This window comes from Halomarina litorea, from assembly GCF_024227715.1.
Lineage (GTDB): Archaea > Halobacteriota > Halobacteria > Halobacteriales > Haloarculaceae > Halomarina > Halomarina litorea.
The window spans coordinates 312,064-325,850 of the sequence record NZ_CP100449.1; the positions used below are offsets into that span (position 1 = coordinate 312,064).

The window sequence follows — 13,787 nt, forward strand, 5'->3', positions numbered from 1 at the left end:
ACCGTCCCCGCCGTCGTCTCGACGGGGGTGCCGAACCGCCGAACTGCCCGCCTCTCGGGAGGAACCGCACGACTGCGAGCGTTCCACCGCGGAGGAAAACGAAGATTGTCGCCGGGAAACCCGCCTTTTCTGTCGGGCAAGCACACCTTTCACCGGCGGTCCCGGTCCGAACTGACCCGAGGCCTGACAGACCATTACAGGCATAGTGGTGTAACGAACGGGTCGGACTCGAACACCCGGCCCGTGGGTCCTCCGGTCGAAGAATTTACGTGTGATTGGCGTATAGTGGCCAACGAGATACTTCCATAAGGAATTCTTAATGGAACCTCTTTCGTCCATCACTGCGCGAACTCGTCACCGACGAGGTCACCCCGACCGCGTCTCAGGCGTCGGGCTACCCTCGCACGACCCGGGCGGTGAGCGTCCCGACCGGGTCGACCTCCGCCCGGACGGTGGAGTCGGGGGTGACGACGCCCGCGCCGGGGGTGCCCGTGCTGAGGAGGTCGCCGGGTTCGAGCGTCGCCGCCCGCGAGTGGAAGGCGACGAGTTCCGGCGGTCGGAACAGCATCCCATCGAGGGTGTTCTCGGCGACCACCGCGTCGTCGACGACGGTGCGGACGGTGACGTCGTCGAGGGCCGCACGCGGGGAGTCGGGGACGGCGACCCACGGCCCGACGACGAGGAAAGTGTCGAACCCCTTCGCGCGCGTGAGGAATCGCGGGTTGCGTTCGAGGACGTCCTCCGCCGTGAGGTCGACGACGGGGACGAACCCGGCGACCACGTCGTCGAACGCCGCCTCGTCCACGTCCGAGCAGGTCCGCCCGAGCACCACGCCCAGTTCCGCCTCGGCGGTGACGCGGTCGGTAATCGCGGGGTCGGGGAGGCGAATCGGCCCGCCGGGGCCGGTCAGCGCCGCGGCCGGCTTCAGGAAACTCGCCGGCTCGTCGGGCCGGACCTCGTCCAGGTCCGCGGCGTGGTCGGCGTAGTTGAGCCCAATACCGAGACACCGCCCGGGCGACGAGAGGGGCGCGGCGAGGGTGAACTGGTCGGCGGGACGGCGGGTCGCGGGCGCGTCAGCCGGGTCGGGCAGTCCCTCGGGCGCACGGCGGAGGGCCGCCTCGACGGTGTCGACGCCGGGGAGCGCCGCCGGGAGCGGGACGAACCCCTCGCTGTCGCCGAGCAGTGCCCGCCCGTCGGCCGTCCGCGCGAGGTAGCGCATCACGCCACCCGGCAGCGACGGACGACGACCCGCCGGTCGGCGGTCCGGCGTCCGGTGTTCCCTCTCCCGTCGGTTCGGTCTCCTCCCCTCCGGTCTGCGTGGGCCGGTTCCATGCGCCGTGGCTTCGGGCCAGGACAATCAGTGTGGCGATAGCGGGGTCCACGCCCCCGGTTGCACCCGCAGGCGTTCGGCTTACCGTGCGTCCAGCCCTCGCTCGGAGCACGCCATGTCCGAGCCACTCAGCGACACGACCGTCGCCGTGTTCCTCGCGCCGCGCGGGACCGAGAACGTCGAGTTCACCGAACCGAAGTCCGCCCTCGAGGACGCCGGCGCGACCGTCGAGGTCCTCGGGACGGAGACGGGCGAGGTCGAGACGGTGGACGACGACCTCGAACCGAGCGCGACCCACGAGGTCGAGACGGCCTTCTCGGAGGCCTCGCCGGAGGACTACGACGCGCTGGTCGTCCCCGGCGGGACCGTCGGTGCCGACGAACTCCGCGTCGACGACGACGCCGTCGGGATGGTCCGTTCGTTCGCGGACGCGGGCAAGCCGATGGGCGTCATCTGCCACGGGCCGTGGGTGCTCGTCGAGGCCGACGTCGTCGAGGGGCGGACCCTCACGTCGTACCCGAGCGTCGAGACCGACGTCCGCAACGCGGGCGGTGAGTGGGTCGACGAGGAAGTCGTCACCGACGACGGTATCGTGACGAGTCGGAACCCCGACGACCTGCCGGCGTTCTGTGACGCCATCGTCGAGTCGTTCGCCGACGAGTGAGGCTCAGTCGTCCGCGGGCACCTCCTCGCGGAGTTCGTCGGCGATGAGGTCCTCGTCGAAGCGCAGGACGCCCTCCAGTTCCTCGCTCTTCACGTCCTCGAAGGCGTGGCGGGCGATGGAGCGCCAGTGGACCTCGTCGGGGCCGTCGAAGATGCGGAACGGGCGGACGCTCTCGTAGAACGCCGCGACCGGGAGGTCCTTCGCGATGCCGTTGCTGCCGAGACACTGCACCGCGAGGTCCATGATGTCGTTACAGACGTTCGCGGCGAACACCTTGCACATCGCCACCTCGATGCGCGCCTCGCTCCGGTCGAGTTCGCGGGCGGCGTGGCGCACCCCACAGCGGGCCATGTGGAGGTTCGTCTCGGCCTGCGCGATGCGCTGGCGGAGCGCCTGTTTCTCCGCGACGGTCGACCCGAAGGCCTCCCGTTCGCTGATGTAGGCCTTCGAGACGTCGAGGGCGCGTTCGGCCATCCCCGAGAAGCGCATACAGTGGGTGAGTCGCCCGCCGCCGAGGCGCATCTGGGCGATCTGGAAACCCTCGTTCTCCTCGCCGACGGTGTTCTCGACCGGGACGCGAACGTCGCGGTACTTCACCTCGGCGTGCCCGCCGGGGTTCTCCAGAACGCTGTGGTCGCCCATGTGCGGGATGTCGCGGACGAGTTCCACCCCGTCGGTGTCCGTCGGGACGAGGATGATGGACGTGCCCGCGTAGGGGTGGGCGTCGAGGTCGGTGCGGGCCATCACGAGGAAGAAGTCGGCGTCCGCTCCGTCGGAGGTCCACCACTTGTGGCCGTTGATGACCCACTCGTCGCCGTCCTTCACGGCGGTGGTCTTCAGCATCTTCGGGTCCGCTCCGCCGCCCTGCATGGGTTCGGTCATCGAGAACGCGGAGGACACCTCACCCTGAACGAGCGGGCGAAGCCACTCCTCTTTCTGTTCCTCGGTGCCCACCATCTCCAGGGTGTGCATGTTGCCCTCCTGTGGCGCGTTCGCCCGGATGGCGGGTGCGCCGAGGGGCGAGCGCCCCACCTGCTCGAAGGAGGGGAGCATATCGGAGAAGTCTAGCCCCTGCCCGCCGTACTTCTCGGACATCTGCGGGGCGAACAGGTCGCGCTCTCGCGCCTCCTCCCAGAACTCCCGGAGTTCCTCGTCGCTCACCTTGTTCCCGGTGGCGAGTGCCTCCCGCTCTCGGGGGATGACTCGCTCGTCCATGAACGCCTCCACGCGGGCCGCGACGTCCCGTGCTTTCTCGGAGTCGTGATACTCCATGGGAATCACTGCGTCCGGTGGTATGTAAATTGGTACACTCCTGCACGCCCCGGCGGGACGGGGAACAGAACTATCCCCCACTCCCCCGTGTGTCACGCTCAGTCATGACCGCGAACGACGCCTACCTCGACCGCCTCGTCGACGAGGCGGCCCTCCGCGCGTACCTCACCGCCGAACTCGGACCGGTCGACGAGTTCGAGGTGGCCCACCACGGCGAGGGCCACTCGAACGAGACGCTGTTCGTGCGCTGGGGGGACCGCGACCTCGTCATGCGACGGCCGCCGGCGGGCGAGACGGCCGAGAGCGCCCACGACGTCCTCCGCGAGCACCGGGTCATCAGCGCGCTCCGGGACACGGCGGTCCCCGTCCCGCCGGCCGTGCTGGCCTGCGAGGACACCTCGGTCGTCGGCGGGGAGTTCTACCTCATGGACCGCCTCGCCGGCGACGTGATTCGCGACCGGGAACCGGAGCGCTTCGCCACCCCCGAGGGTCGCCGGCGGGTCTCCGAGGAACTAATCGACACGCTCGCGGCGATACACACGCTGGACTACGAGGCCGTCGGTCTCTCGGACCTCGGCCGGCCGGAGGGGTTCACCGAGCGACAGGTCGAGCGCTGGGGCAAGCAGTTCGACTGGGCCTACGAGACCACGCGGGCGGACCGCGAGGTGTCCCACGTCGACGAAATCGGGGCGTGGCTGGCGGCGAACGTGCCCGACTCGTACGAGCACACGCTGGTCCACGGCGACTTCAAACTGGACAACGTCATGTTCGCGCCGGGGACCCCGCCCGACATTGAGGCGGTGATGGACTGGGAGATGGGGACGCTCGGCGACCCCCTGCGCGACATCGGCTGGCTACTCGTCTACTGGGACCCCGACCCGCTCAGCGAGCGGTTGATGCCCTCGTTCCTCGACCGCGAGGGCTACCTCTCCCGCGAGGAGTTGCTCGCGCGCTACGAGCGGCAGTCGGGCGTCGAGGTGAGCGACCCGACGTTCTACCTCGTCCTCGGACTCTACATGCTCGCGGCGGTCGGCGAGATGTTCTACGCGCGCTACCTCGCGGGCGACAGCAGCGACGACCTCTACCCCGAGATGGAGGCGCTCGTCCCCGCCGTCTGTCGCCGCGCGAAGGCACTCGTCGACGGCGACCGGACCGTCTGACCTGGCTCAGAGCACGACAGTCTTCGTCGTCGTGAACGCCCCGATGGTGCGACCGATTCCCTCGCGCCCGATGCCGGAGGCACCCATCCCGCCGAGCGAGATGTCTCCGAGGCCGTGGGAGGGCGCGCCGTTGATGCGGACCGCCCCCGCCCGGAGGCCGTCTGCGACGCGGCGCGCGCGGTCGTAGTCCGCGGTGAACACGCAGGCGTCGAGCGCGAGGACCCGCGTGCCGTGGGGGACGTTCGTCAACAGGGTCGGCTCGAAGCGCGTGCCGTCGCGTTCGTCGCCCCGGAGGGGGTGGCCCCGCGGGCGACGGCGTCGTCGACCAGTTCCCCGACTCACTCGGCCTGTGACTCGTCGACGAGGGGGCCGAGGTCGGTGGCCTCGTCGAAGAGGTTGCCGAGGATCCACTCGTCCATCTCGCGGTCGATGCAGGCCGCGAGGCCGTCGTGGACCTCGCGGTGGACGAGCACGCACGAGACGACGGAACAGCGCTGACCGGCGTCTTCGCCGCGGGCCTGAGGACGACGCTGTTGCCCGCCGCGAGCGCGCGGGCGACCTGAAGCGCCGTCGTGGCGAGGGGGTAGTTGTACGGGGCGATACAGAGGACAGTCCCGATGGGAGGGCTATCGTCTCTCGCGACGTGTTTGGTTTCTCCGGAGCGTGTGCGTTGAAATTACTTGCTTCCAAACTTATCTAATGCCGAACATTTAATCAGGGGTAGTCGTTCTAACTCATCATGGAAGATGACAGTTTCACGAGAAGGAATCTGTTGAAAACTGGTGTGACGGCCGCGACCGGTGGGCTCGTGGCCACCACCGCCGGCTGTCTGGGGGGTGCCCCCGGCGTCTCGTTGCTGGGCGGCGACGGGCGGTACACCGACTGGCTCGTCGCTCCCGACAAACTCGGCGACTCCGACCACTACAGCTTCTACCACTTGCGGCCGGCGGCGTTCGCGGACCACGAGGATCAACTCGGGTCGGACAACTACGACCAGCTGGAGATGCTGTTCTCCGGGCCGGCCGAGCGGTGGACCGGCGTGGACTTCGACGAGGTGACCGACCTCGTCTCGTTCGGGCCGGCCAGCGTCTACACGACCGAGGTGCCCGAGGCCGACGTCGTCGAGGACCTGGAGGACGAGGACTTCGACGACGAGTCGGACCTGGAGGGCTACACCGTCTACGTCTCGAGCGACGAGTCGGTCGCCGTGGGGGTCAATGGCGAGACGCTCGTCTGGGGGCGGGAGTCCTACCAGGGGAGCGACGCCGTCGACGTCGTCGAACGGGTCATCGAGGCGAAGGCGGGCGAGGAGGACCGCTACGCGGACGAGAACGAACACTTCACCGCGCTCGTCGACCGACTGGGCGACGGTGACCTCGTCTACGGGCGAACCCGCGAGGAGTCGGACGCGGACGACCCCGCGAACGGTGAGTTCAGGGACCTCGTCGCACGCGGAACGACCGTCTCCCTCGACGGCGAGACGGCCGACATGCGCTGGGCGCTCGTCTTCGAGGATGAGAACGACATCGACGTCGACGACGTCAAGGAGTACGTCGACGAGAACGACGGCTCCGACGGGACGTTCGACGACCTGGACGACGTCTCCGTCTCCAGCAGTGGCCGGAGCGCGATCGTCACGGGGTCGAAAGACGCTGACGACCTGTTGAGCTGAGGCGGTCGCCGGCCGCCCGGTCACGTGTTGACATGGCGCGGTGTGTGTTCCCGACTCGTATAGTTCCCCGTTCCGGGGGAGGGGCCGTCCCGGTTACAGGTTCGAGTTGCTGTCCCCGCCGTCGATGGGGATGGAGACACCGTTGATGTACCCCGAGAGCGGCGAGGAGAGGAATGCGACGGTGTTGCCGAGTTCCATCGGGTCGCCGACGCGTCCCAACGGGTTCGACTCGCCGCGGGCCGCCAGTCCCTCCTCGTAGGAGTCGTAGTCGCCGCGCTCGACTCCCTGTTCGACGAGTTCGCGGATGCGCCGCGTCTCGTGGGCGCCGGGGAGGACGGCGTTCGAGCGCACCTCCGGGGCGAGTTCCGTCGAGATGGTCTTCTCGAGGCCGATGACGCCCATCCGCACCGAGTTCGAGAGGACGAGCGACGGGATGGCCTCCTTGACGCTCCGGGAGGTGATGGCGACGTAGGTGCCACCGCCGTCGGCGGCGAGGTGGTCCGCGGCCGCCTGCACGGTGCGGACGACGCTCATCACGAGGAGTTCGAAGGCGTCCTCCCAGTCCTCGTCGCTGGTCTCCATGAACGGCCCGCTCGGGGGGCCGCCAGCGGAGGTGACGAGGTGGTCGAGGCCGCCGAACTCCTCGACGGTGGTCTCCACGAGTCGCTCGACGTCCTCCTTCACGGTCAGGTCGGCCTGCACGCCGACGACGTCGCCCGAGGCCACCTCGCGCACCTCCTCGACGGCCTCGTCCAGCGTCTCCTGCGTCCGGCCGTTCATCACGACGTTCGCGCCCTCGCGGGCGAGTGCCGTCGCCGACGCCTTCCCGAGACCGCTGCTCGACGCCGTCACCAGCGCGGTGTTGCCCGCGATCTGTAGGTCCATGGGGTATGGCACCGCTGGTCGTCACTTAGGTCTTGAGGAGTGGGCGGCGGGGTGCCCGGTCCCCACCGGCGCTCGCGGGAGATGTGTGCCGGCCCCCTCCGAGGGTGCGGCGACCACGCCACATCGCGCCCGTCACGCGACCGAAACCGGCATTGCGGCCTGCGGAGAACGTCGGGCAATGACCGCGGACGATGGGGTAGACGAACCCACCGGTGACCACTCAAGGCTCCTGTCGGAACTGGACTCCCACGACCTCTCGCTGGCGATGGACGTGACGGGGACGGACGGGACGGACGTCTTCGCGTTCGACCCGGACGCCGACCCGGACGGCACCTTCCCGCAGTCGGTCGCCAGCGGCGGCCCCACACCCGCGGGCGTCATCCTCTGGACCCGCGTCGCGCCCGGGGCGTTCGACACGGACGAACCGCTCGCCGTCCAGGTGGCGACCGACGAGGGGTTCGAGGACGTCGTCTTCGACGGCGTCGTCACGGACGGCGAGAGCGTCCGCGCCCACGACTACACGGTGAAGGTGGACCTCGACGGCCGCCTCGAGTCGGACTCGACGTATTACTACCGCTTCGTCTACGCCGGCGTGGCCTCCCGGACCGGTCGGTGTCGGACGCTCCCGGCCCCCGACGATTCGCCCGACTCCCTGCGCGTCGCCGTCCTCGCCTGCCAGAACTATCTCAACGGTTACTACGGCGCGTTCCACCACGTGGCGAGCGAGGACGTGGACTTCCTCGTCCACGTCGGCGACTTCATCTACGAGTCGAGCGACGGCGCCTTCAAGGGCGTCGGGTCGTACGACTACGCCGGCCGCGACCTGACGCTCCCGAGCGGTGAGAGCCGCGTGAACTCGCTTCGCGACTACCGCTACCTCCACCGCACCTACCGCGAGGAACGCTTCCTGCAGGAGGCACTGGAGTCGCACACCCTCATCGCGGGGTGGGACGACCACGAACTCGTCAACGACGTCTACTGGGACTCGACGACGGACGCGCCGGCGGGCGACCACCCTCGCAGCGACGACCCCGAGTTCATGACCGAACTCGTCGCCGACGGGATGCACGCCTGGTGGGAGTACATACCCGCCCGCGTCGAGTACGACCCGGCCGGCGAGCGACTACAAGAACGCTTTCGCCTCTGGCGGGCCTTCGAGTTCGGCGACCTCGTGACGCTCGCGCTGACCGACGAGCGACTGTTCCGCGACCCGCCCCGGGAGGCGATTCCGACGCCCGACAACGTCGGCCCGCAGTACGAACCGCCGGGCCGGACGATGCTCGGCGAGGAACAACGCGAGTGGCTCCTCGACACCGTCACCGGGTCCGAGACGACGTGGACGGTGTGGGCCGACGAGGTGCTCACCGTCCCCTTCCGACTCGGGTCCGGCCCGCTGTCGGTGTTCCCCGTTCAGGGAGGGTGGGACGGTTACACCCGCGAGCGCCAGAAGATAACGGAGACCATCGGCGCGGCGGACGTCGACAACTTCGTGACGCTCACGGGCGACATGCACTGCTACGTCGCGGCCTACCAGCAGACCTCCTACCCGGGGCGCGTCTCCGGCGGCGAGGGGGTCGCACAGGGCGAACGCATCGGCGTCGAGTTCATGACCCCCGCCGTCACTTCGCTGAACGCCGCGGAGGCACTCCACCTGACCCGGGGGTGGCGCGGGCGGGTGACCGAACCCCTGCTCACCAGCCTCGTCACAGGGATGAACCCCCACATCGAGTTCTTCGACAGCCACCACTGGGGCTACTCGGTCGTGGAGTTCACGCGCGAGGACTGCACGTACGTCGGCTACGCCGTCGACAAGACCGACGACTCCCCGGACGCGGACCGCCACGTCGTCACCGCCTACCGCGTCCCGGAGGGCGAGGTCCACTTGGAGGACGTGACCGAGGAGTTCCGCGGGTAGCGCTCGCCCGAGGGGTCGGACCACCGACCGACAATCACCGACCCCCGACTACCGACCGCCGACCATCGGCAGGTGGCGGTACGTTCAACCGTCCCCGGGGTGGAGGCAGGCACGATGGTCGCAACTGACGGTTCGCTGCGTTCGTCCCACGTCCTCCTCGTCGGTGACGCGAGGTGGACCGCCGAGTTCGGCGACCGACTCCGAACGGTCGGCGCGTCCGTCGACAGGGTCGGGACGGCCGAAGACGCCCTCGAAGTTGTCCGGAACCGCGCCACCGACTGCGTGGTCAGTGAGTACTCGCTCGACGCGGCGACGGGCGTGGAACTGGTCGAATCGGTCCGTGCACGGACGTCGACCCTCCCCGTCGTCGTGTGTACGGCGGAGGGCGACGAGACGGTCGCGAGTGCCGCCATCGGGGCCGGCGTCTCCGACTACGTCGCGTTCGAGGGTGTCCCCCGCGAGCAGTTCGACGACCTCCACGCACGCGTCGAACGGTGCGTGCAGGCCGCGGCGCGGTCGGCCTCGCGTCGCGACCGCGCACGCCAGTTCGAGGCGACGTTCGGCGACGCCCGGGCCGCGACGTGGGTCCTCGACGACGGGGGTGCACTCGTCCGCGCCAACCGGACCGCCCGCGAGTGGCTCTCCGACGCCGCCGAGGGAACCGATGGGGAGCAGTTCTGGACGCTCCCCTGGTGGGAAGGTGAGGAAGGCGTCGAGGACGACGTTCGTCGCGTGGTGGGGACGGCCCTCGACGGCGAACTTGGGCACGCGGTCGTCTCTCGGCCGCAGTCGTCCGGCCGGCCGGCTGTCGTCGAGATGTCCGCCCGCCCCGTCCACGACGAGTTCGGGGGGCTCGTCTCCGTCGTCGTCGAGGGCGTCGACATCACCGAGCGCGTGACCCTCGAACGCAACCTCCGGCAGTCCGAGGAACTCCACCGGGTGACGCTCAACAACATGACCGACACCGTCCTCATGACGAACGAGGCCGGCGAGTACACCTACGTCTGTCCGAACGTCCACTTCATCTTCGGTTACACCGCCGACGAGATTCACCGGCAAGGGACTATCGACGAACTCCTCGGTACGGACCTGTTCGACCGGGACGAACTCGCCGAATCGGGGGTCCTCAAGAACATCGAGTGTACGGCGACGGACAAGGCGGGGCGGGAACACACCCTCCTCGTCAACGTCCGGGAGGTGTCGATACAGGACGGGGCGCTCCTGTACAGTTGCCGTGACATCTCGAAGCGCAAACAGCGCGAGGAAGCACTCGCGACCCTTCACGCGACGGCACGTGACTTCCTGTACGCGGAGACGTCCCACGAAATCGCTCGACACGTCGTCGACGACGCACCGAGCGTCGTTGGCCTCGACGCGAGTGCCGTCTACCTGTTCGATGCGGAGGGGAACGACCTCCGGCCCGCCGCTCAGTCGGACGAGATGCGCGAACTGGCTGGGCCGCTCTCGCCGGTACCCACCGACGGGTCCCGACTCGTCAGCGACAGTTTCCTGCACGACGAGGCGCGGTTCGTCGACGACGCCCACAAGTCCGACCACATCGACGACCCGACGACGGGACTCGGGAGCGTCGCGTCCATCCCACTGGGCGACCACGGCGTGTTCGTCGTCGGCTCCGCCGAACGGGGTCGGTTCGGCGAGGTGGCCCGCGAACTCGCGGACCTGCTCGCGGCGACGGCCGAGGCGGCGCTCGACCGAGTGCGACGCGAGAGCAGGCTCCGGCGGCAGGACCGCGAACTCCAGCGACGGAACGCGGACCTGACGGCTCTCGCCCGGACGAACGATATCATCCGGGAGATAGACCAGGCGCTCGTCGCGGCCGAGACCCGGCCGGAGGTCGAACACGCCGTCTGCCAGCGGCTGACGGGCGAGGACCGGTTCGCCTTCGCCTGGATCGGCGTCGTCGACGAGGCCACGGGGACGGTCGAACCGCGGTCGTGGGCGGGCGACGAACGCGGCTACCTCGACGACGCGTCGTTCACCGTCGCGGAGACCGGCACCGAACCCGCGGGGAGGACTGCGGCGACCCGCACCGCCTCCACGGTGAAGAACGTCGCCGACCACCTCCGAGGGGAGTCGTGGCGGACGAGTGCGCTGTCCCGCGACTTCCGGTCCGCCCTGAGCGTCCCGCTCGCGTACGACGAGTTCACCTACGGCGTGTTGACCGTCTACGCCGACACGCCGCGGGCGTTCGACGACACGACGCGAGCGGTACTGTCCGAACTGGGAGAGACCATCGCCTCCGCGACGAGCGCCATCGAGCGCAAGAACGCGCTGTTGACGACGTCGGTGACGCGCCTCGAGTTCGGGACCGACGACCAGACGTTCGTCCTCTCTCGACTCGCCCACGAAGCGGGGTGTACGCTCTCGTACCGTGGCGGCGTCCAGCAGACGGACCGTGGGGCCGTCGTCTTCGTGACCGTCGAGGGGACGTCGGTCGAGGCCGTCGAGGCGGCGGCCGAGCGACTGGTCGCCGTCGACGACCTCCGGTCCATCGGCGCCGACGGGCACGGCGGGGTCGTCCGTCTCCGCGTCTCACAGCCGTTCCTCGCGCTCGAACTGGCCGACCACGGGGCCGTCCTCCACCGCGTCGACGCCGGCGAGTCGGCGACGTCCCTCGTCGTCGAGGTGCCGGAGACGGTCGACGTCCACCACATCTCGCGGCTCGTCTCGAACGCCGTCGGGCCGATCGACCTCCGTTCGAAGCGGACGCTCGACCAGTCGTCGACCCACGACCTGCGCGCGCGGTTCCTCGACCGGGTCACCGACCGCCAACTCGAAGTGGTCCAGACGGCCCACTACAGCGGGTTCTTCGAATCGCCCCGCGAGAGCACGGGGGAGGAGGTCGCCGCGACACTCGACATCTCGCCGGCGGCGTTCTACCGGCACGTCCGGACGGTACAGCGAAAGCTCTTCTCGACGCTGTTCGACGAGGCGGGAGTCGCCGCGTTCTCCGCTCCCCCGCCCGAGTGAGACGGCCGGCCGTCGACCGACACGGTCGGCCGCCGTCGCGTCACCGTCGGCCCCCACTTGGCCGTTGAATAGTGAATGGGGTGTCTCGACGGTGGTGTGATAGTGAACGGGTACGTCGATGCCAGTCGAGCGAGTGCTCTCCGCCGATGAGAGATGTCGAGTACGAACCGCGGGAGGAATCGGCGTACGAGTGTTTCGACTGTGGGACCATCGTCCGGGCCGAGTGCAGTCCGGACTCCTGTCCCGACTGTGGCGGGTCCATGCGCAACCGGTTGACCACCTTCGAGTAGGCGGCCGGCCCGCCCAACCACCGGATGCCGACCGACGCCGTAGGCCCGTATACGCCCAGCGACACCCTGCCGACGCCGGTACGACTATAGGGGAGAGGCACACCCGTTCGTTCGATGCAGCAACCGGACTTCACCGTCGCCGGCAAGACGGCCATCGTCACCGGCGCGAGTCAGGGAATCGGACGCGCAATCGCGGAGACGCTCGCTGCGAGCGGTGCGGACGTCGCCATCTGCTCGCGGGCACAGGAGCGAGTCGACCCCGTCGCGGAGGCCATCGAGGCCGAGACCGACAACAGAGCGCTCGCAGTGGAGTGCAACGTCCGCGACCGGGACGCCGTGGAGGCGCTCGTCGAGGCCACCGTCGAGGAGTTCGGCGGCGTCGACATCCTCGTGAACAACGCCGGCGGGGAGTTCGTCGCGCCCTTCGAGGAGATCAGCGAGAACGGCTGGAACGCCATCGTCGACCTCAACCTGAACGGAACGGTCCACTGCACGCAGGTGGCCGGGAAGGTCATGCGCGAGAACGGCGGCGGGTGCATCGTCAACCTCTCCAGCGTGAACGGCCAGCACGCCGCCCCCGGCGAGAGTCACTACGGAGCGGCGAAGGCCGCCATCATCCGCCTGACCGAGACGCTCTCGGTCGAGTGGGCACCCCACGAAATCCGGGTGAACTGCGTCGCGCCGGGCCTGATTCCGACCCCCGGCGTCGCCGAGACGCTCGGCATCGAACCCGACGACGTCCCGCCACGCGAGGAGACCGACCGGCGCGTGGGCTATCCGGAGGAGATCGCGGACGTCGTCCAGTTCCTCGCTAGCCCGGCCGCCTCGTTCGTCACCGGCGAGACAGTGACGGCGAAGGGCGTCCCCAAGCCGGGCAACTCCTTCGAGGCGGGAATCGAGTGACTGAGCGAACGCGGAAGAATCAGGCGAACGTCGGGTGGGCGTCGTACTCGGTCGTGGCCTCGACGACGTACAGGAGTGAACCCTCACCCGTCGACCCGGTAGCGCCGAGTTCGTCGACGACGACGGTGCCGTCGTCGCGCGCCCGGTTCATGGCGTAGCGTCGGTCGGTGCCCTCCACCCGGAAGTCGACGTACATCCGCTCGTAGTACGGACCGGCGGTGACGGAGGTCACCTCGACGGTGGCGGGATCGCCGAACTCACCGAAGGTCGACCCGTCGGGCCGTTCGAACCGGCAGTGCAGTCGCTCGCCGACCGTCGCCCGCTCGAACACTCGGCGCGGTGCGAGACGAGATATCGACATACGGTAGCAAACGACGGTTCCACAGTTAACACTGCTGCTTGGAATGCGCCGTCTGTCTGACGGACGGCGGACGTCGACCGGGGCGGGGGCCGACTGGCTTCGAAGTAGTCCCGAAGGCCGGGTCCCGGGCACGCCGGTATTTGGCCAACCTAAAATACAATATCAATAGATCGTATTAAATATACTGGAGATAAAAGATTTATGTCAAGATCCAACGCTCAGTGGCTCACGAAGCCTCGAGAAGCCAATTTGTGGGAATCTTTTGGCCCACCTAAAATTCGTTGGTTTTATCTATCTTTAGGTTCGCCTAAAACCGTATGCGACGACAGCCTACTGGAGCGCGT

Annotated in this window: 11 protein-coding genes and 1 pseudogene; 7 read left to right on the plus strand and 5 right to left on the minus strand. The window is 68.7% G+C overall.

Annotation, left to right across the window (positions count from 1 at the left end; translation table 11 throughout):
• Nucleotides 1-394: 394 nt before the first annotated feature.
• Nucleotides 395-1,219 (minus strand): fumarylacetoacetate hydrolase family protein, encoded by an 825-nt coding sequence (locus NKG96_RS18685; RefSeq protein ID WP_254538297.1) that lies wholly within the window; start codon nucleotides 1,217-1,219, stop codon nucleotides 395-397.
• A 226-nt stretch (nucleotides 1,220-1,445) separates the two neighbouring features.
• On the opposite strand from NKG96_RS18685, the gene NKG96_RS18690 reads away from it, so the two are divergent.
• Nucleotides 1,446-1,994, plus strand: coding sequence for a type 1 glutamine amidotransferase domain-containing protein (locus NKG96_RS18690; protein ID WP_254538298.1), 549 nt, complete (start codon nucleotides 1,446-1,448; stop codon nucleotides 1,992-1,994).
• Between the two features lie 3 nt (nucleotides 1,995-1,997).
• On the opposite strand, the gene NKG96_RS18695 is transcribed toward NKG96_RS18690, so the two are convergent.
• Nucleotides 1,998-3,266 (minus strand): acyl-CoA dehydrogenase family protein, encoded by a 1,269-nt coding sequence (locus NKG96_RS18695; protein WP_254538299.1) that lies wholly within the window; start codon nucleotides 3,264-3,266, stop codon nucleotides 1,998-2,000.
• A gap of 104 nt (nucleotides 3,267-3,370) precedes the next feature.
• Here NKG96_RS18695 and NKG96_RS18700 point away from each other — a divergent pair, with 104 nt between their 5' ends.
• Entirely contained in the window at nucleotides 3,371-4,426 is a 1,056-nt protein-coding gene (locus NKG96_RS18700) for a phosphotransferase family protein (protein WP_254538300.1), read from the plus strand.
• A 6-nt stretch (nucleotides 4,427-4,432) separates the two neighbouring features.
• On the opposite strand, the pseudogene NKG96_RS18705 reads toward NKG96_RS18700, so the two are convergent.
• Nucleotides 4,433-5,048, minus strand: a pseudogene (locus NKG96_RS18705) (aldehyde dehydrogenase family protein); the annotation flags it as partial.
• 117 nt (nucleotides 5,049-5,165) lie between these two features.
• Here NKG96_RS18705 and NKG96_RS18710 point away from each other — a divergent pair.
• On the plus strand, nucleotides 5,166-6,098 hold the full coding sequence (locus NKG96_RS18710; RefSeq protein ID WP_254538301.1) for a hypothetical protein: 933 nt from the start codon (nucleotides 5,166-5,168) through the stop codon (nucleotides 6,096-6,098).
• 93 nt (nucleotides 6,099-6,191) lie between these two features.
• On the opposite strand, the gene NKG96_RS18715 is transcribed toward NKG96_RS18710, so the two are convergent.
• Entirely contained in the window at nucleotides 6,192-6,983 is a 792-nt protein-coding gene (locus tag NKG96_RS18715) for an SDR family oxidoreductase (RefSeq protein ID WP_254538302.1), read from the minus strand.
• 178 nt (nucleotides 6,984-7,161) lie between these two features.
• Between NKG96_RS18715 and NKG96_RS18720 the strand changes: the two genes are divergently transcribed.
• From NKG96_RS18720 to NKG96_RS18735, 4 genes are all read left to right on the plus strand, one after another.
• The gene (locus tag NKG96_RS18720) at nucleotides 7,162-8,898 is read left to right on the plus strand and encodes an alkaline phosphatase D family protein (RefSeq protein WP_254538303.1); all 1,737 of its coding nucleotides are present in this window, start codon (nucleotides 7,162-7,164) and stop codon (nucleotides 8,896-8,898) included.
• 114 nt (nucleotides 8,899-9,012) lie between these two features.
• Nucleotides 9,013-11,889 carry a bacterio-opsin activator domain-containing protein gene (locus NKG96_RS18725; RefSeq protein ID WP_254538304.1) on the plus strand — a complete coding sequence of 959 codons (2,877 nt, stop codon included), beginning with the start codon at nucleotides 9,013-9,015 and terminating at the stop codon, nucleotides 11,887-11,889.
• A gap of 146 nt (nucleotides 11,890-12,035) precedes the next feature.
• Nucleotides 12,036-12,179 carry a rubrerythrin-like domain-containing protein gene (locus NKG96_RS18730; RefSeq protein WP_254538305.1) on the plus strand — a complete coding sequence of 48 codons (144 nt, stop codon included), beginning with the start codon at nucleotides 12,036-12,038 and terminating at the stop codon, nucleotides 12,177-12,179.
• A 114-nt stretch (nucleotides 12,180-12,293) separates the two neighbouring features.
• A complete protein-coding gene (locus tag NKG96_RS18735; protein WP_254538306.1) occupies nucleotides 12,294-13,082 on the plus strand; it encodes an SDR family NAD(P)-dependent oxidoreductase in 789 nt (262 codons plus the stop codon).
• A gap of 19 nt (nucleotides 13,083-13,101) precedes the next feature.
• Here the strand turns inward: NKG96_RS18735 and NKG96_RS18740 are convergent, their stop codons facing one another.
• Complete coding sequence (locus tag NKG96_RS18740; protein WP_254538307.1) at nucleotides 13,102-13,443, minus strand: hypothetical protein; 342 nt, start codon at nucleotides 13,441-13,443, stop codon at nucleotides 13,102-13,104.
• Nucleotides 13,444-13,787 lie beyond the last annotated feature (344 nt).

Coding starts and splice junctions, on each gene's coding strand:
- NKG96_RS18685 (WP_254538297.1), bottom strand. CDS start 1,219: ATGCGCTACCTCGCGCGGACGGCCGACGGGCGGGCACTGCTCGGCGAC.
- NKG96_RS18690 (WP_254538298.1), top strand. CDS start 1,446: ATGTCCGAGCCACTCAGCGACACGACCGTCGCCGTGTTCCTCGCGCCG.
- NKG96_RS18695 (WP_254538299.1), bottom strand. CDS start 3,266: ATGGAGTATCACGACTCCGAGAAAGCACGGGACGTCGCGGCCCGCGTG.
- NKG96_RS18700 (WP_254538300.1), top strand. CDS start 3,371: ATGACCGCGAACGACGCCTACCTCGACCGCCTCGTCGACGAGGCGGCC.
- NKG96_RS18710 (WP_254538301.1), top strand. CDS start 5,166: ATGGAAGATGACAGTTTCACGAGAAGGAATCTGTTGAAAACTGGTGTG.
- NKG96_RS18715 (WP_254538302.1), bottom strand. CDS start 6,983: ATGGACCTACAGATCGCGGGCAACACCGCGCTGGTGACGGCGTCGAGC.
- NKG96_RS18720 (WP_254538303.1), top strand. CDS start 7,162: ATGACCGCGGACGATGGGGTAGACGAACCCACCGGTGACCACTCAAGG.
- NKG96_RS18725 (WP_254538304.1), top strand. CDS start 9,013: ATGGTCGCAACTGACGGTTCGCTGCGTTCGTCCCACGTCCTCCTCGTC.
- NKG96_RS18730 (WP_254538305.1), top strand. CDS start 12,036: ATGAGAGATGTCGAGTACGAACCGCGGGAGGAATCGGCGTACGAGTGT.
- NKG96_RS18735 (WP_254538306.1), top strand. CDS start 12,294: ATGCAGCAACCGGACTTCACCGTCGCCGGCAAGACGGCCATCGTCACC.
- NKG96_RS18740 (WP_254538307.1), bottom strand. CDS start 13,443: ATGTCGATATCTCGTCTCGCACCGCGCCGAGTGTTCGAGCGGGCGACG.